The organism is Neisseria sp. P0022.S009 (assembly GCF_051956675.1).
Classification (GTDB): Bacteria; Pseudomonadota; Gammaproteobacteria; order Burkholderiales; family Neisseriaceae; genus Neisseria.
The window spans coordinates 1-19,639 of the sequence record NZ_JBQCXE010000008.1 but is presented as its reverse complement, the minus strand read 5'-3'; the positions used below and the strand labels follow the sequence as shown (position 1 = coordinate 19,639).

18 protein-coding genes, 1 tRNA gene and 1 pseudogene are annotated in these 19,639 nt (G+C 48.2%); 4 read left to right on the top strand and 16 right to left on the bottom strand.

All coding sequences use genetic code 11. The annotated features are described in order from the left end of the window. Positions 1-18: 18 nt before the first annotated feature. The 3 genes from glmM to ACTHUG_RS10025 form a co-directional block, all read right to left on the bottom strand. Positions 19-1,356: a phosphoglucosamine mutase gene (glmM, locus tag ACTHUG_RS10035; protein WP_440377412.1), complete on the bottom strand. Its 1,338-nt coding sequence runs from the start codon at positions 1,354-1,356 to the stop codon at positions 19-21. A gap of 216 nt (positions 1,357-1,572) precedes the next feature. Further along, positions 1,573-2,439: a c-type cytochrome gene (locus ACTHUG_RS10030; RefSeq protein ID WP_440386678.1), complete on the bottom strand. Its 867-nt coding sequence runs from the start codon at positions 2,437-2,439 to the stop codon at positions 1,573-1,575. 52 nt (positions 2,440-2,491) lie between these two features. Continuing rightward, positions 2,492-2,701 (bottom strand): hypothetical protein, encoded by a 210-nt coding sequence (locus ACTHUG_RS10025; protein ID WP_049336282.1) that lies wholly within the window; start codon positions 2,699-2,701, stop codon positions 2,492-2,494. A 23-nt stretch (positions 2,702-2,724) separates the two neighbouring features. On the opposite strand from ACTHUG_RS10025, the gene ACTHUG_RS10020 reads away from it, so the two are divergent. Further along, positions 2,725-2,800 (top strand) — tRNA-Arg (locus ACTHUG_RS10020). Between the two features lie 91 nt (positions 2,801-2,891). On the opposite strand, the gene ACTHUG_RS10015 is transcribed toward ACTHUG_RS10020, so the two are convergent. Both ACTHUG_RS10015 and ACTHUG_RS10010 read right to left on the bottom strand, forming a co-directional pair. After that, positions 2,892-4,085, bottom strand: coding sequence for an amino acid aminotransferase (locus tag ACTHUG_RS10015; protein WP_440386677.1), 1,194 nt, complete (start codon positions 4,083-4,085; stop codon positions 2,892-2,894). Between the two features lie 110 nt (positions 4,086-4,195). Beyond that, a complete protein-coding gene (locus ACTHUG_RS10010; RefSeq protein WP_003747565.1) occupies positions 4,196-4,969 on the bottom strand; it encodes a FadR/GntR family transcriptional regulator in 774 nt (257 codons plus the stop codon). 339 nt (positions 4,970-5,308) lie between these two features. Between ACTHUG_RS10010 and ACTHUG_RS10005 the strand changes: the two genes are divergently transcribed. Then, the gene (locus ACTHUG_RS10005) at positions 5,309-7,285 is read left to right on the top strand and encodes a TonB-dependent copper receptor (RefSeq protein WP_440386676.1); all 1,977 of its coding nucleotides are present in this window, start codon (positions 5,309-5,311) and stop codon (positions 7,283-7,285) included. A gap of 127 nt (positions 7,286-7,412) precedes the next feature. On the opposite strand, the gene ACTHUG_RS10000 is transcribed toward ACTHUG_RS10005, so the two are convergent. From ACTHUG_RS10000 to ACTHUG_RS09985, 4 genes are all read right to left on the bottom strand, one after another. Continuing rightward, positions 7,413-8,750, bottom strand: coding sequence for a sodium-dependent transporter (locus ACTHUG_RS10000; RefSeq protein ID WP_188208593.1), 1,338 nt, complete (start codon positions 8,748-8,750; stop codon positions 7,413-7,415). A 266-nt stretch (positions 8,751-9,016) separates the two neighbouring features. Further along, positions 9,017-9,922 carry a metal ABC transporter solute-binding protein, Zn/Mn family gene (locus ACTHUG_RS09995; protein ID WP_141752822.1) on the bottom strand — a complete coding sequence of 302 codons (906 nt, stop codon included), beginning with the start codon at positions 9,920-9,922 and terminating at the stop codon, positions 9,017-9,019. 79 nt (positions 9,923-10,001) lie between these two features. Then, a complete protein-coding gene (locus ACTHUG_RS09990; RefSeq protein WP_440386675.1) occupies positions 10,002-10,877 on the bottom strand; it encodes a metal ABC transporter permease in 876 nt (291 codons plus the stop codon). Between the two features lie 76 nt (positions 10,878-10,953). Further along, positions 10,954-11,679, bottom strand: coding sequence for a metal ABC transporter ATP-binding protein (locus ACTHUG_RS09985; protein WP_070607635.1), 726 nt, complete (start codon positions 11,677-11,679; stop codon positions 10,954-10,956). Positions 11,680-11,949: 270 nt separating this feature from the next. Between ACTHUG_RS09985 and ACTHUG_RS09980 the strand changes: the two genes are divergently transcribed. Further along, a complete protein-coding gene (locus ACTHUG_RS09980) occupies positions 11,950-12,246 on the top strand; it encodes a DUF2288 domain-containing protein (protein ID WP_049323125.1) in 297 nt (98 codons plus the stop codon). Between the two features lie 66 nt (positions 12,247-12,312). Here ACTHUG_RS09980 and apaG read toward each other — a convergent pair whose 3' ends face one another. From apaG to hpnD, 6 genes are all read right to left on the bottom strand, one after another. Continuing rightward, positions 12,313-12,681, bottom strand: coding sequence for a Co2+/Mg2+ efflux protein ApaG (gene apaG / locus ACTHUG_RS09975; protein WP_070589688.1), 369 nt, complete (start codon positions 12,679-12,681; stop codon positions 12,313-12,315). Between the two features lie 92 nt (positions 12,682-12,773). Further along, positions 12,774-13,262, bottom strand: coding sequence for a phosphatidylglycerophosphatase A family protein (locus ACTHUG_RS09970; protein WP_003747579.1), 489 nt, complete (start codon positions 13,260-13,262; stop codon positions 12,774-12,776). Further along, a complete protein-coding gene (thiL, locus tag ACTHUG_RS09965; protein WP_440386674.1) occupies positions 13,255-14,211 on the bottom strand; it encodes a thiamine-phosphate kinase in 957 nt (318 codons plus the stop codon). Before thiL ends, ACTHUG_RS09970 begins: the two co-directional genes overlap by 8 nt. A 186-nt stretch (positions 14,212-14,397) precedes the next feature. Next, the gene (locus ACTHUG_RS09960; protein ID WP_003747583.1) at positions 14,398-15,117 is read right to left on the bottom strand and encodes an SDR family oxidoreductase; all 720 of its coding nucleotides are present in this window, start codon (positions 15,115-15,117) and stop codon (positions 14,398-14,400) included. Between the two features lie 95 nt (positions 15,118-15,212). Further along, positions 15,213-16,520 carry a hydroxysqualene dehydroxylase HpnE gene (gene hpnE / locus ACTHUG_RS09955; protein ID WP_440386673.1) on the bottom strand — a complete coding sequence of 436 codons (1,308 nt, stop codon included), beginning with the start codon at positions 16,518-16,520 and terminating at the stop codon, positions 15,213-15,215. Beyond that, complete coding sequence (gene hpnD, locus ACTHUG_RS09950; RefSeq protein ID WP_440386671.1) at positions 16,517-17,365, bottom strand: presqualene diphosphate synthase HpnD; 849 nt, start codon at positions 17,363-17,365, stop codon at positions 16,517-16,519. Before hpnD ends, hpnE begins: the two co-directional genes overlap by 4 nt. 358 nt (positions 17,366-17,723) lie before the next feature. On the opposite strand from hpnD, the gene ACTHUG_RS09945 reads away from it, so the two are divergent. After that, complete coding sequence (locus ACTHUG_RS09945) at positions 17,724-18,752, top strand: T6SS immunity protein Tli4 family protein (RefSeq protein WP_440386670.1); 1,029 nt, start codon at positions 17,724-17,726, stop codon at positions 18,750-18,752. 471 nt (positions 18,753-19,223) lie between these two features. Here ACTHUG_RS09945 and ACTHUG_RS09940 read toward each other — a convergent pair. After that, positions 19,224-19,408: pseudogene (locus ACTHUG_RS09940) on the bottom strand (subtype B tannase); the annotation flags it as partial. Positions 19,409-19,639 lie beyond the last annotated feature (231 nt).

Sequence of the window (19,639 nt, the reverse complement as noted above, 5' to 3'; positions counted from 1 at the left end):
TCAACATCAAAAATACTGTTACTTTTGACCTTGAATGGCGGCGGCAATTTTTTCTGCACCTTTTTTCGCCCAGTCCGCCTGTTTGGCTTCCACCATCACACGCACGACAGGCTCGGTACCGGATGCACGCAAGACCACGCGGCCTTTGCCTTCGAGTTCTTTTTCCACTTCAGCCAAAGCCTCTTTGGAAGCATCCTGCCAGTTTTGGCCTTTTTTGATGCGGACGTTAATCATGGTTTGCGGATACGGCTGCCAATCGGCGCAAACGGTGGCAAGGTCTTGATTCAAGATTTGCAATGCAGCCAAAACTTGCAGCGCAGAAATAATGCCGTCGCCAGTATTGTGTTTATCCATGCACAAAATATGACCGCTGGCTTCGCCGCCAATCAGCCAACCGCGTTGGTGGAGCTGTTCCAACACATAGCGGTCGCCCACTTTAGCGCGACAGAAATCAACACCCTGCTCTTTCAAAGCAACTTCCATCGCCATATTGGTCATTACCGTACCCACCACGCCGCCGATTTCCACGCCTTCGTGCGCGCGTGCTTTGGCAATTACATAAATCAAGCTGTCGCCGTCATACACTTTGCCATTGCGGTCAACCATCATCAAACGGTCGCCGTCGCCGTCCAAGGCAATGCCGTAATCGGCTTCATTTTGCAATACAGCGGCTTGCAAAGCTTTCGGATGGGTCGCACCGCATTTTTCATTGATGTTGTAGCCGTTCGGCTCATTACCGATACTGACCACTTGCGCACCTAATTCATGGAATACTTTAGGCGCAACCGCATAGCCTGCACCATTGGCGGTATCGACCACCAATTTCAGACCGCGCAAGTCCAAATGACTTGGGAAAGTGGATTTACAGAACTCGATATAGCGGTCATCCGCACCATTAATCCGGCGCGCGCGGCCAAGACGGCTGGACGGCTGGGTTTTCATTTCCTCATCGATTTTGGCTTCGATTTCCAACTCGATTTCATCGCTCAGCTTCACACCGCCTTCGGCAAAGAATTTAATGCCGTTATCGGAATAAACATTGTGGGAAGCAGAAATCATCACACCGGCAGACAAACGCAAAGCACGGGTCAAATACGCTACGCCCGGAGTCGGCAGAGGGCCGGTTTGAATAACATTGACACCGGCGGCGGTAAAACCGGCAATCAGCGCGGCTTCCAGCATATAGCCTGAAATACGCGTGTCTTTACCGATCAAGACGGTCGGTTTGATTTCGCCTTCGTGCTGCACCAAAACCTGGCCTGCCGCATAGCCTAATTTCAGGACAAAATCAGGATTAATAGGGAATTGACCGACTTCGCCGCGCACACCGTCAGTACCGAAATATTTTTTTGCCATGAGATAACTCCGTGATTGTTTTGTCGTATGTGAATATGGTTGAACTTCTTTAAAAGAATCTTGATTGTATTCGAAGGCCGTCTGAATCTTTCAGACGACCCTTGATCATGAGAATAATTTACTACTTCAGTATTATAGCAAGATCCGGATTTCCTGCACGAAAAAAGCGCATCCTTTTGCAGAATGCGCTTTCTATTCGAGATTCGAAATCAAATCTTAGAATTTAGCACCAGACTGATTAGCCATGTAATCAACTGCAGCTTTCACTTCATCATCGCTCAGGCTACCGTTACCGCCTTTGGCAGGCATTGCGTTAAAGCCTTCGAGTGCGTGTTTGTGCAGGGTGTCTTTACCTTGTTTGATACGAGGAGCCCAGTCTTCTTTTTTACCTACATGAGGAACACCTGGAACTGCACCGCCGTGACATGCTTGGCAGTTGGCTTCGTAAACTTTTTTGCCGTCTGCGCCGCCGGCTGCCGGAGCTGCCGCACCTTTGTCATCTGCTTTGGCCGCATCTGCTTTAGGGGCTTCTGCAGGAGCTGCACCTTCAGCCGCCGGAGCTGAAGCGGCTTCACCGGAAGCGGCTGCATCGGCAGGAGCTGCGGCATCCGGATCAGGAAAGGTACCGCCACTCTTGTTCGCCATGTAAGCGATGACGCGTTTGAGTTCTTGGTCGGTCAAATCGGCTGCGCCGCCTTTTGCAGGCATGGCGTTAAAGCCGTTCAAAGCGTGTTGGAAAAGGGTGTCGAAGCCTTGGGCGATACGGGGAGCCCATTCGCCGTTGTTTTCGATTTTCGGCGCGTTGGGGACGGATTTGTCTGCGCCGTGACACTGGATACAGATTTTGTTGAAAATCTGATCGCCTTTGCGTTCGCCTACCGGAATGCCGTCTCCCAAGGTAAGCTGTCCTACGGGCTGGATGCGGGTTTGGGTAGCAGTTTCGGAAGATTGGGCAACGTCTGCATACGAGCCGCTGCCCGCCAATTTGATGAGGAAGTAAATGACTGCAATGGCAATAACGATACCGCTCACAAGGGTAAACAATGCAGAGCCTTGGGCTTTGGAGTCGCGGAGTTGTTTCATTTGGTAGGCCTCGCCGTTAGGTTAGGTTGTGCTGTAAGTTATAGTTTATGTGTTAAACGCAGTTAACAATATTTTGCTGGATTATACTGAATTCGCAAAGGCTTTCCAATCCATCTTGAGAAAAAGATACGCAAAAATCCTCAAAAAGGCCATCTGATTCTTGTAAACCTTTGTAGTTATTTGAATATTCCACCCATGCAAAAGCGTGACCGCCAATACCACTTTCAGACACTTTCAAGATAAACTTTGCCAATAAAGCCAATATGCGTTAACCTTACGGCTTTCGCACCCATAGCTCAGTTGGAAGAGTGTCAGTTTCCGAAGCTGGAGGTCACAGGTTCGATCCCTGTTGGGTGCGCCAATTATAAAGAGGCCGTCTGAAAGATGAAAATTTTTCAGACGGCCTTTTGATTTACTTCAAATAAAACTACATTCAATTTCAGATTAAACGGCTATTGCAACACTTTGGCAAATGCCTCAGCCACATAATCGATATTCGATGCATTCAAACCGGCCACACACATCCTGCCCGAATCCAGCAGATAAACGGCAAACTCGTCGCGCAGGCGGTGTACCTGCTCTACGGTCAGGCCTGTATAGCTGAACATGCCGCGCTGTTTGATGAAATAACTGAAATCGCGATTGGGGATTTTGGCCGTCAAAACATCATAAAGTTTCTGACGCATGGCACGGATGCGGTCGCGCATGGCATAAACCTCGTTTTCCCACAAAGCACGCAAATCATCGCTGTTCATCACATCAGAAGCGATGTATGCGCCATGCGTGGCAGGACTGGAATAAATACGGCGGACGGTAAATTTCAACTGTCCGAACACCAGCTCTGCTTCTTCCTTATTGGGACACACTACGCTCAAACCGCCGACGCGCTCGCCGTACAGCGACAGGTTTTTCGAGAAAGAGTTGCTGACAAACAAAGGCAGACCCATTTCGACGGCTTTACGAATCGCATATGCATCGCTGTCCAAATCCTCGCCGAAACCTTGATAGGCAATGTCCATAAACGGAATCAGCTTGTGCGTTTTAATGATGTCCAACACTTCATCCCATTGCGCTTGCGACATATCGACGCCGGTCGGGTTTTGACAGCATGGATGTAAAATCAAGACGCTGTTTTCCGGCAAGGTCTTGAAAAACGCAGTCATTTCTTCAAATTTTACGCCGACGGTTTCAGGGTTGTAATAAGGATACGTCCCCACTTCAAAACCGGCGCCTTCAAAAATACCCTTATGGTTGTCCCAAGTCGGGTCGCTGACATAGGCTTTCGCTTCAGGGAACCAACGGTGCAAAAAGTCGGCACCGACTTTCAACGCCCCCGAGCCGCCCAAAGTCTGTATGGTTGCAACGCGCCCTTCTGCCAGCGCCTGATTATCCTTGCCAAACAACAAATACTGAACCGCGCTTCGATAAGTGTCCAAACCTTCCATCGGCAAATAAGGCGATGGGCGCGGTACGGCCGCACGCTCTGCTTCTGCCCGGCGGACAGATTCCAAAACCGGCATTTTGCCTTCGTCATCAAAATAAATGCCTATGCTCAAATTGACTTTTTCAGGGCGCTCGTCGCGTTTGAAGGTTTCAACCAAACTCAAAATCGGGTCGCCCGGATAATACTCGACATGACGGTACATGGTGCTTCCTTTGTTTTTAGACAGAATGGGGAAGATTGTGGCACTAAAAGGCCTTATTTGCAAAATCAGGCCGTCTGAAAAAATTCAGACGGCCTGATTATTTTGAAACGCTACCAATCTACCCGTTTCAAATCATTTTGTGCCAATACATCCGCATGCTCGCTGCGGCTTTGATATTCCCTGTCCTGCAAAATGCGGCGCGCGACATAATTCAAATGCAGTTTGGCCGCTTCCGCCGCCTCGGCCGGTTTGGCCTGAGCAATGGCTTCAAAAATAGTGCGGTGCTGGGCAATCAGTGTCGGGCGCGGATCTTCGGTTTGATGGATATAGATAATGCCGCTGCGTGTTTGCTGATAAAGCATTTTGAGCAGGCTGCTGGAAAGGTGGCTGAACAGGATATTGTGTGCGGCATCGGCAATGGTTTGATGAAAGCTGACGTCTGCTTCGGCTTGATGCTCCAAATTTCCGCTTTCGCAGGCCGCTTCAAATTTCTGCCGCCAAAAGTCAATGCGTTTCAAATCGGCATCAGTCCGTCTTTCGGCGGCCAGTGCCGCCATACAGCCTTCAACATGGCAGCTGAAATCGAATACATCTGTTTCCCAATTGGTATGTTTGCCGAGCAAATCCTGCCAGCTTTGTAAAAAATCCTGCTGCGGTTTGACGGAAACATAATAGCCATCGCCCTGCCGCGCTTCCAAAACCTGCTTGGCAATTAAAATATTCAACGCCACCCTGACCGACGGCCGCGATACGCCGAATTCTTCAGCGAGCGTACGTTCGGGAGGCAATTTACTGCCTTCTTCATAAATGCCGGTCGCAATACGTTCTTCCAAAACGGCTAAAACCTGATCGCTGATTTTTTGCGGACGAACCAATTTCGTCATGTTGTATTCCTGATGATTGAAGGACAGTTTTATTCAGACGGCCATAAATTGGATTGACCAATTGGCCGCCCATTCTAATCAATCCCCTATTTTTTCGTCAAGAAATGCCATTCTTCCCATCGCAAGCAGTTTAATTCAAACACATCCATTTTTATTGATTAACCTCACCAATGCCTTCAAATCAATATTTTGGTATGACCAATCTTAATAAACAACCTATACGCTAAAAATCTGAAAATATTGATTTAGATTAAAATCCCACTGCTTCTATTTTACTAGACTTTATGTATAATACTTAGGTATTAGTTAACATAATTCCTAATAATAGAGAGAAACGATATGAAATACCCACCATTACTTATCTTACCCATTGCCTTAGCCGTATCCCAAGCATGGGCAGAGACTAACCCTACACCTGAAGAAACAGTTACCCTTTCCCCTGTCACCGTCACCGGCACACAACAACAAAAAGCCAATCGCGTTACTTTCAACCCCAAAGCTGCTTTGCAACCCCTCCCTGCCGGAGACGGGGCAGACCTTTTACAATCCGTGCCCAACATGAGCATCATCCGCAAAGGCGGCAGCTCGGGCGATCCGTTATTCCGCGGTTTGGGTGGCTCACGCCTCTCCGTCAATGCCGACGACCAGTTTATTTATGGCGGTTGCGGTATGCGCATGGACCCGCCGACTGCCTATATCCACCCCAATTCATTTGATAAAGTCGTCGTTACCAAAGGCCCGCAAACTGTTACCCAAGGCATGGGCTTGGTCAGCGGCTCAGTGCAATTTATCCGTAAAGATCCTGATTTCACTGAGAAACCTTACAACATTAACGCCACCCTGACAGCAGGCAGCAACGACCGCCTTGACGGCTCGTTGGAAGCCGAGTTCGGCGGCAAATACGGCTACGTCCGTACCAATATTTCCCATAACGAAGCCGACGATTACAAAGACGGCGACGGCAACCGCATTCACTCCAACTTCAAACGCGATAGCCAAATGGTGCAACTGGGCATCACCCCGACAGAAAATACCACCATTGCCGGCACATACGAGCGCAGCAGGGCCAAGGTTGCCTACGCCGACCGCATGATGGACGGCAGCAAATTCGACCGTGATGCATGGAACATCCGTTTTACCCAACGCAACCTTACCCCATGGTTCAGCGAGTTGGAACTGCGCTACGGTAAAAGCGAAATCGACCACGTGATGGACACATACAGCCTGCGTACCATCTACAATCCTGCCGGCAAGCAGATTAAAAATGCCAACAACCCTAAACGCAATACCGATACAGGCCGTCTGAAAGCCACTTTCGACTGGGACAAGCTCAACCTGCAAACCGGTTTGGATTATCTGGACGACGTCCACGTCGCACGCATGGAGCGCGGCGGCGACGGCTACAGCCACAAGCCTTACATGCCCAACCAAAGTTTCAAACAATGGGGTATTTTCACCGAAGCTTCTTGGCAGCAAACCGACAATCAACGCTGGGTAGCAGGTTTGCGCCATGACCAAGTCAAAGCGCATTACGATACCGCGCGCGTGACCGACCCCGTTTTGAAACATCAAAAATTCAATTTGAACTCAGGCTTCCTGCGTTGGGAAAGAAATACGGACAACGGCCTGAAATACTATGCCGGCTTCGGTATTGCCGAACGCGCACCTGACTACTGGGAACGCCTGCGCTCTGAAAATAAAGCCATCCGCGCAGAGCAAAACCGCCAAATCGATGCAGGTGTAATCTGGAAACGTCCTAATCTCCACGCGTCTGTATCCGTATTCGGCAGCGACATCAAAGACTTCATCATGATGGAGCGCCAAGGCATGAATTTCAGCGTGCGCAACATCAACGCTTCACGCTTTGGCGGCGAAGCCGAAGTCAAATGGACATTTGCGCCTAACTGGGAAGTCGGCACCAGCCTCGCCTACACCCACGGCAAAAACCGTACCGACGGCAAACCTTTGGCACAAACGCCGCCGCTCGAGTGGAACAACACCCTTGCCTTTGACAACGGTAAATTCAGCGCAGGCGCATTGTGGCGCGTCGTGGCCAAGCAAAACCGTTACAGCAAAGGCCAAGGCAATATCGTCGGCCAAGACATCGGCGCATCTTCAGGCTTTGGCGTACTCTCGCTCAACGCCGGTTGGAAATTCAGCAAATACGCCACATTGCAAGGCGGCGTGGACAACGTGTTCAACAAAACCTATGCTGAATTCGTCAGCCGCGGCGGCGACCCGTCTGCCGGTACTCAAACCATGCGCGTGAACGAACCCGGCCGTACTGCATGGCTGAGACTGCAAGCGAAGTTCTAACCCAGCATCGCGCATCTATAAAAAGGCCGTCTGAACATTTTTCAGACGGCCTTAATATTTTTCATGATGTTTTAAACAAACAGCCCGAAGTTGCATTGCTTCGCCGGACTGTTTGCTCACTATCGGTTTAAATCAAACCCAAAGAGTTGATGAACACCACAACAATCGCAATCGGCGCAAGATAGCGAAGCGCACCCAGCCACAGGCAAAGCAGCTGTTTCGGCACGGTACTGCCCATGCCCGCATCGCGCAGGACGGACTGTTTGTCCTGAATCCATGACGTAAACACGGCAACACTCAAAGCACCGATCGGCATGATGACGGCGGAAATGATGAAATCCCACAAGTCAAAAATGGTTTTGCCGAAAATTTTAAACTCACTCCATACGCCGAAAGACAGCGCCGAAGGAATACCGACTATGAAAATCGCAATACCGATTATCCAAGTGTGGCTGCTGCGCTTTTTCTCGTCTTGGCGGATGGTTGCCGCAATCACGGTTTCCAGCATGGAAAATGCGGAAGTCAGCGTTGCAAAAACAACCAACAGCATGAATACGGCGAATAAATAAGTACCCATCGGCATTTTCATGAAAACCGCAGGCAACACGACAAAAATCAGGCCGGGGCCTTGGCCGGGTTCAAAACCGAAGGCAAATACCGCAGGGAAAATCACCAAACCGGCCAGCAATGATACAAACAGGTTCATCCACATAATCGTATGGCCGGAGCGGAACATATCCTGATCCTTACCCAAATACGAGGCATAGGTAATCATCGCGGACACGCCAATACTCAATGCAAAAAATGCCTGACCCAAAGCAGTCAGCATCGTACCCGGTTTCAAATACGACCAATCCGGTTTCAACAAGAATGCCACGCCCTCCATTGCGCCGGGCAAGGTCAGCGAACGAACGGCCAGCGCGATAAAGAGGATAAACAAACCCGGCATCAACACGCGGTTTGCCTTTTCAATGCCGTCTGAAATGCCGCCTTTAACCACCCAAATGGTAATCAGCATGAACAAGCCTTGGTAAAACAGCGAACCAAACGGTGAAGAAATCGTGTTGCCGAACAAGGCTTCAAAGTCTGCACCGGCATGAATTTCACCGGTAAAGCTGTGCACGACGTAGTTCAACACCCAGCCGCCGACCACGCTGTAAAACGACAGCAAAATAAAACACGCGGCCACACCCATGCGGCCGACCCACGGCCACTGCGAACCCGGGCGCAATACTTTAAAGGAATCAATGGCGTTTTTACCGCCTGTACGGCCGATGTAAAACTCGGCCAGTTGAACCGGCAAAGCCACCAAAATGGTGAAAATCAAAAACAAAAGAAAGAATACGGCGCCGCCGTTGGTACCGGCTGTATAAGGGAATTTCCAAATTGCACCCAAACCGATGGCCGAGCCTGCCGCAGCAAGCACAAAGCCGATTTTGGATGACCAAGACGAATGATTGCTCATGATGTAAGATTAAGAAACGTGAAGATGCCGAATTGTAACAGGGTGAAGTCAAGCCGTGAGTGGCCGGCAGACCGCCGATAAGCAATTCGCACGGATGGTGCGTACTTATCAAGCAAATTGGCATGAATTTTTGATAATGGAGTTTTTAATAGCACAAAACTAATTTTTATATTTTAAATTTGACGGTTTATTTTAAAAATAAGCATATAAAAGGCCGTCTGAAACCTTGTTTCCAAGTTTCAGACGGCCTTTATCTTGAAACCGTTTTATTTTTTCATGGCATCGGTCAACACTTTGACATTGTAGCGGTACATGCCGATGTAGCTGTTGGCCGGTGCGCCACCCAGTGCATCGGAATACAAACGTCCGCTGACGTTGACGCCGGTTTCTTTGGCGATACGGTCAATCATGCGCGTGTCTTTGATGTTTTCGGTAAAGACAGCTTTAATGCCCTCGCGTTTGATTTGGCGGATGATGGAAGCCACTTGTTTGGCAGACGGCTCGGCTTCGCTGCTCACGCCTTGAGGGGCGATGAATTCAATATTGTAGCGTTTGCCCATGTAAGAGAACGCATCGTGTCCGGTCAAGACTTTACGCTTGGCGGCAGGTACAGCATTAAAGGCAGCCTGCACATCGCTGTGCAGTTTTTTCAGCTGCATTTGATAGTTGCCCAAACGTTGCTGATAGTAGGTTTTGCCTTCAGGGTCGGCTTGAATCAGCGCATTGGCAACGTTTTGCGCATAAGTGCCCATCAAGACGGGGTCGGTCCAAACGTGCGGGTCAAATTCGCCGTGATCGTGATGATGGCCTTCGTGATCGTGGTCATGATGATGACCGCCCTCTTCTGCTTTCAAAGCCTGAATGCCTTTGGTCGCTTCGGCGAAAGGCACTTTGCTCTGTTTGACTGCGCGCTGTACATCGGCGGCTTCCAAGCCCAAGCCGTTGAGCAATACCAATTTTGCACTGCGGATTTTTTTGATGTCGCCGCTGGTCATGTGGTAGGCATGACTGTCTTGGTTGGCACCCACCAAGCTTTGAACGGCCACGCGGTCACCGCCAATCTGTTTGGCCACGTCGCCCAAAATGCTGAAGCTGGTCACAACAGGCAACGGAGCGGCATAAGCGGCACCGGTCAATAATGCGGCAACGATGCCGAGTTTCCAATGTTTCATATTCTCTCCATTGATATAACGTAACATTAACATCATCATAAAACAGACCGCCTGATTATTCAAGCGGCCGTCTGAAAAATCATGCCGTGCGGTGTTTTTTACGGCGCAACCATTTTGCCAAAATGCCGCCCTCCCAACCGAACACGACGGAAATCAGGTAAAGCGTGCCGCAGCATAAAATAATCGCCGGGCCGGACGGGATTTCGATATGGTAGGAAAACAACAGTCCTGCCAAACCGCAAAGCAAAGCCAATGCGACCGACAAAATCATCAACCAACCCATGCTTTTCGCCCACAGTCTGGCGGTAATCGCCGGCAACATCATCAAACCGACCGACATCAGCGTGCCCAATGCCTGGAAACCGGCAACCAGATTCATCACGACCAGCACCAAAAACAACACATGCCAAAAGCCGCCCTTACCGCCGACAGCCTTGAGGAACAAAGGGTCTATGCTTTCCAACACCAGCGGGCGGAACATGACCGCCATCAGCAAAATAGTCACACTCGCAGAAACGGCAATCAGCTGCAAAGCCGGAATATCCACCGCCAAGACCGAGCCAAACAGCAAATGCAGCAAATCGACGCTGCTGCCGTTTTTGCTGACCAAAACCACGCCGATGGCGAGGCTGCTCAAATAAAATGCGGCAAAGTTCGCGTCTTCTTTCAATGAAGTAAACCGGCTGACCAAACCTGCCAACAAAGCCATCAGCAAACCGGCCGCAAAACCGCCGACACTCATCGCAGGCAAACTCAAACCGGCAAACATATAGCCAATGGCCGCACCGGGCAAAACCGCATGGCTCAAGGCATCGCCCACCAAACTCATGCGGCGCATCACCAAAAACACACCGACAGGCGCCGCACTCAATGCCAGGCAGAAAATCGATGCCAGGGCATAGCGCATAAAGTCAAATTCGGTGAACGGTGCGACGACCAAATCATATAAATCCATGTTTTATCGCTTTTTTATTAATCTCTGAAAGCCTGAGGCCGTCTGAAAAACACTTACTTTCAGACGGCCTTGTCCATTAAACCGCGCACCAATCGGCCGCTTCCTGCTTCTGCATCATTCGGTTGGCCTGTGCCAAAAATTCATCGGTCAACACATTTTCCGTCGCACCGGCAGTCACTTTTTCACGCGCCAAAAGCAGCGTGTTGGCAAAATATGCCCTCACCTGCTCGTAATCATGCAACACAGCAATCACTGCCTGACCGTCCTGATGGCACTGGCGCAAAACTTCCAACAGCGCATAAGTCGTCCGCGCATCCACTGCGTTAAACGGTTCGTCCAGCAGCAAAAATTTGGCATCCTGCACCAGCATCCGCGCAAACAATACGCGTTGGAATTGGCCATTGGACAAGTGCGCGATTTGGCGCGTGGCAAAATCCTGCATTTCCACGCGTTCCAAAGCCGCCATCACGCGCTTTTTCTGCGCCGCGTTTACGCGTCCGAAAAAGCCGATTTCATACCACAGCCCCATCGCCGCCAGTTCAAACACCGTCATCGGCTGGCTGCGGTCAATATCCGACTGCTGCGGCAAATAGGCAATATCCTTGCGCGCCATATTTTCATAGCGCACGCTGCCCGTATCCGTCTTCTGCAAACCCATGATGGCTTTGAGCAAAGTCGATTTGCCCGCGCCGTTCGGCCCGAAAATCGTCCACATCTTGCCATCTTCAAACACCATATCGACATGGTGCACCACCGGCCTGCGCTGATAGCTGACCGTCAGATTTTCCACCACGATACTCATGGCGACACCGCCCAAAAATACACAGCCCACAACGCCGCCAATGCGGCAAGCGCAATCAGCAGCCTTTGCAGCAATCCGGTCAACAATACAGAATTCATAAGCCTAAAACCGCCCTTATCCGAATACGGACAACAGGCCGTCTGAAAGAAAATTAAAACATTAAAATGATACTGTATAACGTTAACCCTGTAAATTTCTTTCGTTTTCAGACGGCATCGGGCAAAAGGCCGAATATCGGTTACAATCCATTTTTTATTTGATGATTGTCCTATGTCTATTCCACTCTTAAACGAAAAACTCAATACCGAAACCGCCCGCATTTCATGGGAAGAGCTGCAACCCCACTTCGCACGCGGTGCCGCCGTCTATGTTGCGCCCGATTTGGATTTGATTGCCGTCGCCCGCCATGTTGCCGAAGATGAAGCCGCGCCATTGAAACAATGGATGGAACAAGGCAAATTCGGTGCCGTCAGCGATGATATGGCGCGTACTTTTCTAGCGGATAAGCAGGAAATGTGGGCGGTCGTTGTAGCGCCGTGGGTATTGGTACAGCCTTGCAAAGACTGATAAGGCCGTCTGAAAAAACAAAACCGGAACATTTCGCATGTTCCGGTTTTTCATTTTTCAGACGGCCTATTGCAACGTAAAGCCTGCTTTGAATTCAAGCTTCGGCACCCCGATAACGAAACGTTTGCCGATACTGTCTTCAAACTCATACGCGCCTTCGATGCTGCCCCAAGGCGTGCTGATTTGCGAGCCGCTGTTGTACTCATAGGCTTCGCCCGGGTACAAAACAGGCTGCTCTTCAATCAGGCCGACATGGCCAACTTGCTCTGTTTCACCGTGTCCGTCGGTGATTTCCCAAAAACGCTGACGCAAAGTAATGATTTCATCGCTGCGGTTGCAGATGGTAATCAGATAATTGAAGGCGTAGCGGTCGCGGTAGACGTCGCTTTGGCCGGCCATATAACGCGGCTCCACGTTAATCTCGATTTCGTTCATAATTGTTCACCCGTATATTTATTTTATTTAAAACCGGATAATTCCGGCGTGTCCGCCCTATTTTTGCAAAGGGTCGAAACACTTAAAACACATCACGCAATCCAATGAAACAGCCCCAAGACCAATAAAGTCATCACAGCCGCAATCAAATCATCAAGCATAATACCCAAACCTCCATGAATCCGCCGGTCAAACCATTTGATCGGCCAGGGTTTCAACGCATCAAACAAGCGGAAAATAACAAAAGCCGCCAGCCACCAGCTCCATTTAAACGGAATCAGCGACAGCACCAGCAGCATCGCGACAATTTCATCCCAAACGATACCGCCGTAATCCTGAATGCCCAGCTCCCTCTCGGTATAACCGCAAATGCGGATACCCCAGAAAAACAAGGCGATACACAATAAAAGCAATATCCAGCCGTCTATGCCCAACAGGCACAATACAAAAGCCAGAGGTAACGCGGCAAGCGTCCCTGCCGTACCCGGCGCAACCGGCGATAAGCCACTGCCGAAACCAAATCCTAAAAAACACAATGGTTTGTGCAACAGCCAAGAAAAAGTAGGTTTACGTTCAGCCAAAATGATCAAATCCTAAAGAAGTCAGTTCCAATACGCCGCCTTCGACATCTAAAATATTCAGACGGCCTGAGTCAGTCATTTTACCAATTCGGGCGACCGGTACGCCACTTTGTTCCGCCGCCTGACAAACACGTTCCCTGTCTTCTGGAGCAGCAGTAAAAATCAGTTCGTAATCATCGCCGCCGGCCAATACTGCCGACAACCATTGCTTGCGCGACAAAACGTTTTTCAATTCAGGCAACGACGGCACACAATCGGCAAAGATTTCCGCCCCGACAGCAGAGGCTTTTAAAATATGCCCCACATCTTGAGCCAGGCCGTCTGAAACATCTTGCACAGCATGGGCAAACGGCAGCAATGCCAGCCCCAATGAAACGCGCGGCTCCGGACGGAGCAATTTATCATCGCAAACCGCCATGATTTCAGACGGCAATTGATAATGCCCCAGATGTTGGTTCAAAGCAGCGGCAGCCAAACCCAAGCGGCCCGATACCCAAATATCGTCGCCGACTTCGGCCGCATCACGCCGCAGGGCACGCCCTGTCGGCACTTCGCCCACTATCGTTACATTAAAGACCAAATCGCCTTTGGTGGTATCGCCACCAATCAACACCGTATCAAAACGCGCGGCCAAAGCAAAAAAGCTATCGCAAAAACGTTTGAGCCAGTCTTGATTCAATTCAGGCAGCGCAGCACTGAGCAACACCCACCGCGGCTTGGCACCCATAGCGGCCATATCGGATAAATTTACTGCAAGCATTTTCCATGCCAAATCTTCAGGCGAAACATCTTCAAAAAAATGTCTGCCCTTAACCAACATATCAGCGCTAAAACATAAATCAAATCCGTTACTTGGGCGAATAATAGCGGCATCGTCGCCTATGCCCAAAATCAAACCTTCCGATTTTTGTCGCTGCAAATATTGTCTGATAAAGTCAAATTCCGTCATATTTATCCAATATAACTATAACCTAGATTACTATATCTAATTTTGTGCCAGCCTGATGAGTGCCTATTAACACGTCAAACATCAAACTTTCATATTATTAGATATAAAACTGAATAAGTTAAAGGCCGTCTGAAAATACAGATTTCAGACGGCCTCATGTTTTCAAACCACTCTGAGCAGGTAGATTTACAGATAGACGATTTCTCCTGTCCGCCCCCTGCTCTCTCGGCTTGCCCACCAAATAAATTGCGGCAGGACATCTTCGTAGTTTTTACGTTCGCTTTTCGATTCGCCCGGATGGGATTTGATACGTTGCGGCGAATTGATGGCACCCGGCACCAAAACATTGGCACGCAGGTTGTCAAAACGTTCCCACTCGTCCGCAGCCACTTTACACAAATAATTAAGCGCGGCTTTAGAAGCTCCGAAACCGCCCCAATAGGCTTGCGGTTTTTCTCCGTGGCTTTCGCCGACAAAAATCACAGAAGCGTCTTCCGATTGCTTCAACAATGGGAACAGCGCACGGGTCAGGCCCATAGGCGCAACGGTATTGATACGGTATTGGTTGACCCATTCCGATACGGTTTGGAAATCCAACGGCGACAAAGCATAGAAATAGCTGGCGCAATGCACCACGCCATCCAATTTTCCGCCGGTAGCTTCATCAATGGTTTCTGCGAATTGCTTAAACTCTTTCTCCTCCGCACTCATCAAATCAAAGCAGATGGCAAACGGTTCTGGGCTGCCCGCAGCCACAATAGCATCATATACTTTTTCCAAACGCTTTTGATGACGCGCCACCAAAATAACAGTCGCTCCGGCCGCCGCATAGGCTTTGGCAACCTGCTCGCCCAAACCTTGGGATGCGCCGGTAACCAAAATGGTTTTGTCCGCTAATGTCGTCATGACTTTTCCTTGAACTTTATGGTTTTAGATATTTTATCGGCTTGGTAAGTTTTGTAAAGTCAAAAAGGCCGTCTGAACATTCAGACGGCCTCAGTTTATTCAACCCTCAAATCCAGCATAAGCTTTTCAGCCGCGGCAAAACCTGACTGAACCGCCGCTTCCAAGGTTGCCGGATAACGCGGATGAAGATAATCGCCAGCCGGATAAATACGGTGATGGTGCAGCCATGAGAAATCAGGCTGTACAAAATCAACCGTTGCCGCCGTAGTCGCGCGTTTTTCCGTAATAATGCGTACGGCTTCGGGTTTATCCAAATCCGAACAAACCCGCTTAATGTCCGCATGAATTTTCTCGGCTAAATCTTTGTCCTTCCAAGCCTCGGTGTAATCGGAAACGCTGATGACGACCGCGACTTCATTATCCGGCAAACCCAACGCTCCCCGATGCAGCACCCACTGCGCCGTACCATCGGCAAACCCGGTTAAAGGCGCAGGCAGCTTGACTGCTTGGGCATAACGCAAATAAACCGTAGTAATCGCATGGTAATGCAACGATTGATAGACCGTCTGAATATAGTCAGGCGTATCTTCAGGCAAAAGCGCGTCAACATGATATGACGCAACGGCTAAAATCACCGCATCAAATACTTCGCCATTGATTTCAATTCGGCCATCGATATGATGGTTTAAATGTGTAATACGGGTTTCAAGATGTATTTTTGCACCATGCTTGTGCAGGAAATCCAAAGCTGGTTCGGCTACGATCCGCCCTAAATCCTGCTTAGGCAAAAGATAATCGCTGTTCGCCTTTTCAGACCACACTCCATCATTCAATACATTGCATAAAATGCGCAACGATGCCTGTTCTAACGGCGTATTTAAAGCACCCCAAACCAAAGGTTGCCAAAATTGGCCAAGCAGGCTGCGCGGAACATTTCGTGTTCTCAACCACTTTGCAACCGTCAAATCGGTTTTATGATGGCCTGCCCAACGTTGCAATGCCGACATATCCGACAGCAATTTGATTCTCAATGAAAAGGAAAGATTTTTTGCACGCAGGATACCGACAAGCAAATGCCACGGTGCAGGCAGAGAGGCCGTCTGAAACTGCAATCCCTCATGGATGTACCATTGCAAAGGCTGGCGTAAAAAGGCTGATTCAGGTTGAACGCCAATATGTCGCATCAAAGTTTGGACACCATGATACGCGCCCAACAAGATATGCTGCCCATTATCCAAAAAGCTGAATCCATCATCTTTCCCGGCTAAGGTACGCGCTCTACCGCCCGCTCGCCTCCCGGTTTCAAACAAAGCAATATCAGCTCGATGAATCAGAGAAACCGCCGCAGACAAACCTGCCCAACCGGCACCAATCACAGCAATTTTTGGACGCCGAATATTCATGGTTTAAATCCAAACAGCCAAGTTTTCAAAGCAATACGTTTTTTACGGGGAGAAGGAATCGCAATTTTGTAAGTCAACACATTTTGCGCACCATCACGGTCGATTTCATTTAACAACGCATAATAAATGGCCGCCATAATCAGGCCGACTTTTTGCGATTTCTTATCCGCAGCCGGCAAAAGCAACATAGCCTCACGATAAGTTTCACGCGCCCTATCCACTTGAAACTGCATTAATTTCGCAAAATTGTCTGTCGGTTTACACTGCATGATGACGTTGGCAGGCACATCAAATTTCTGCATTTCCTCTATCGGCAGATAAATTCTGCCCTGCCGCGCATCTTCGCCCACATCACGAATAATGTTCGTCAACTGCAAAGCCAAGCCCATTTTTTCCGCATATTCCAAAGTTTGGGGATTGGAAAAACCTAAAATCCGTGCAATAAGACGCCCCACAACTCCGGCAACACGGTGGCAATACAGCTTTAATTCATCAAAACTACCATAACGAGCCTGCTCCAAATCCATCTGCATGCCATCAATCAAAGCTTCAAACTCATTCTTCGGCAAATCAAAACTTGCCCGAATATCCTTTAAAGCCTGATGAACGGGATGCTCAGGCATCTCATTATTAAACACTTTCTCCAAATCACTGCGCCACCAATTCAAGGTAATCTGAGCTACATTCGGATCGGTACAGCCATCGACTACATCATCCAGTTCACGACAAAAAGCGTATAAAACAGTGATCGCATTTCGTTTTTCTACTGATAAAAAACGAAAACCGGATAAAAAACTGGAATGGCTTTCCGCAGCCTTTTGACAACAATAATCTAAAGCAAGCACTGTGTATCCTAAAAATATTGTTATAAATAATTAGCAGGGATTTTATCCGTATTTAAAAAAGTACGCCAATATCAAAACCCATCTTACAACAAGGCCGTCTGAAAGCTGATTTCAGCATCTTTCAGACGGCCCAAGACCTTGCGATAATATAGGAAGATTTTAGTCAATTAAAAATTTTATGGCGCATTTTTATGCATCAAATGTCGTCAACAGACTGAGACCTTTGCAAAATTCAACCTTTCAGACAGGCTTTTTTCCGTTAATCCTTATCCCTTTACCATTGGCATTATCACAGATACTATATTAAATTCATTGTCATAATTTAATTGTCGGTCAGTTTATCTGTCAAAGAAAATTTATGTTCCACCGTATTCCATTAATCTCTACACTGTTTCTCTCTGCCACACTTTCTACCGTCCAGGCAGTAGATAAGCCATTTGCTGCCGATAATGCATATTGGACGGCGCAGCCATTTTGTAGTGGGCGTTACCAAATTAACTTACCATCTAACCGTATAAGTGGAACTGGTTGGCTTAAATACAATGGTTGGCAGATAAGAGTGCGACCAGATTATTGGAATCTAGAAGTAGAATCCGCATTAGAGGTTAAAGAAAAAGGATATAATGGAAGTGATAGTTTTATAGAAAACCGTACAGTTATTCCTAATAAAGCGATAGCTATGGTGACACAGGCTCCGGGTTCTTGGGAACACTCGGTGTCAAAGCATCTAAAAGGGATGATCTATTATGTCGATTTCTATTTCAAGCTAGGTAAGAACGATGCCTATTCCATTAGGGCTTTTGTACGCATTATGCCTGTCAATGGTAAAGAGCCACCAAACCTTAAACAGCTGGAAAAAAGTAAAGTTGACGAAGCTATTAGGCATATACGAAATGATTTTTTCGATAAATTGAGAGATCGTAATGAAAGTGAAATTCCGCAGCAACAGGGTATCTGTTTAACAGAGGGATTTATTGTCGATAAGGGAACTGAGCCGTTTTTTGGCAGTGCGGGCATCAAAATCAAAGACTATAAAGACGTTTATGCCGAGCTAACGACAGGTGGATCTTTGGAGAAAGATGACAAACCTTTATTGAAGCGAGATCTTGTTAAGAAAAATAGTGTTATGGGCAGACTTATGTCATGGGCAAAATATAGCACGATTCGCCAGGGAAGCCGGAACATCAATGGCATGGCCGGCAGTGAGAAACTTGTTAAGTGGCAGGGGAAACGATATCTATTTATTTGGGAAAAAGATGATGGCAGTGTGAGATTTAAGATGACTTTCGGTACCAGTGATAACAATTCTGCCGGTTCCCCATTAAGTGAAAAGGAGGCTTTAACGGCTTGGGATGCAATATTGCCGACATTGAAAAAACGGATTTAATTAGATTTTTAATGAATAGAAACTTACCAAATTTATTAGCTTTAAAGCTTAAGAAAGAGACAAAAATGAACCATAAATATCGTAGAAAAAATATATTTAAGTTTGGCTTATTATATAGTGCTATAGCAATAGTATTAACAGGATGTCGCTCTTGTTGGCCGATGTGTATCTAGAAACATTGTCTTTACAAGAATAGGTCGTCTGAAACCTTAAGTTAGATTTCAGACGGCCTTAGACATTTTTAAAATAGTTTTCTTTACTATTTCACGATGGCTGAAACTCAAACATAGAGTTTCGGCTGTTTTAGCTTTAAATCTCCTTTTTATTCTCCTCAGGCATCCCAGATGCCCAATAATTAGGTATCAGTGCCCTTTTTCTGGCACAAACAGGTGCTTCAATAGTGTAAAACACGCCATTTCCCCAATCAAAACGGGGGATACCAAATCTCATCCCAATCTATATTGTGAACGCTTATTTTGCAGAGCTGCTGACTTGTTTCATCCAGGCAAACAGTTCGTCCAAGTCATGATCGCCGCCGTGGCCGATATCCCAAGGCAGGGCGCAGTCGACGGTTTTGCCGTTGTTTTGCAGTTTGGCGGCAGGTTTGCGCCCGGTTTGCCGATGTAGTTGAGTGGGTTCATGATTTTGATGGTTTTTCATTTGTGATCTTTGCAAAATACCCAAAAAGTCTTTTAAATATTTTTGTGGGATTTAGGAGATTTTTGGAAATTATGCAAAGATCTCAAGCTCTCATTCTCGCCCCCAAACAAAGCCGCCCCGGGGCCCAACCGGCAAACGGTTCGGCCGCAGGGCGGCATATAGGCAGAATCCGGCTTATTTTTTCACGGCAGGCTGCGCAGCCTTAGGCGCGGCAGAAGAAACCGTCG

Bases quoted from the DNA above. Each gene is read 5' to 3' on its own strand.
- glmM (WP_440377412.1), bottom strand. From the start codon at position 1,356: ATGGCAAAAAAATATTTCGGTACTGACGGTGTGCGCGGCGAAGTCGGT.
- ACTHUG_RS10030 (WP_440386678.1), bottom strand. From the start codon at position 2,439: ATGAAACAACTCCGCGACTCCAAAGCCCAAGGCTCTGCATTGTTTACC.
- ACTHUG_RS10015 (WP_440386677.1), bottom strand. From the start codon at position 4,085: ATGTACCGTCATGTCGAGTATTATCCGGGCGACCCGATTTTGAGTTTG.
- ACTHUG_RS10010 (WP_003747565.1), bottom strand. From the start codon at position 4,969: ATGACGAAATTGGTTCGTCCGCAAAAAATCAGCGATCAGGTTTTAGCC.
- ACTHUG_RS10005 (WP_440386676.1), top strand. From the start codon at position 5,309: ATGAAATACCCACCATTACTTATCTTACCCATTGCCTTAGCCGTATCC.
- ACTHUG_RS10000 (WP_188208593.1), bottom strand. From the start codon at position 8,750: ATGAGCAATCATTCGTCTTGGTCATCCAAAATCGGCTTTGTGCTTGCT.
- ACTHUG_RS09995 (WP_141752822.1), bottom strand. From the start codon at position 9,922: ATGAAACATTGGAAACTCGGCATCGTTGCCGCATTATTGACCGGTGCC.
- ACTHUG_RS09990 (WP_440386675.1), bottom strand. From the start codon at position 10,877: ATGGATTTATATGATTTGGTCGTCGCACCGTTCACCGAATTTGACTTT.
- ACTHUG_RS09985 (WP_070607635.1), bottom strand. From the start codon at position 11,679: ATGAGTATCGTGGTGGAAAATCTGACGGTCAGCTATCAGCGCAGGCCG.
- ACTHUG_RS09980 (WP_049323125.1), top strand. From the start codon at position 11,950: ATGTCTATTCCACTCTTAAACGAAAAACTCAATACCGAAACCGCCCGC.
- apaG (WP_070589688.1), bottom strand. From the start codon at position 12,681: ATGAACGAAATCGAGATTAACGTGGAGCCGCGTTATATGGCCGGCCAA.
- thiL (WP_440386674.1), bottom strand. From the start codon at position 14,211: ATGACGGAATTTGACTTTATCAGACAATATTTGCAGCGACAAAAATCG.
- ACTHUG_RS09960 (WP_003747583.1), bottom strand. From the start codon at position 15,117: ATGACGACATTAGCGGACAAAACCATTTTGGTTACCGGCGCATCCCAA.
- hpnE (WP_440386673.1), bottom strand. From the start codon at position 16,520: ATGAATATTCGGCGTCCAAAAATTGCTGTGATTGGTGCCGGTTGGGCA.
- ACTHUG_RS09945 (WP_440386670.1), top strand. From the start codon at position 17,724: ATGTTCCACCGTATTCCATTAATCTCTACACTGTTTCTCTCTGCCACA.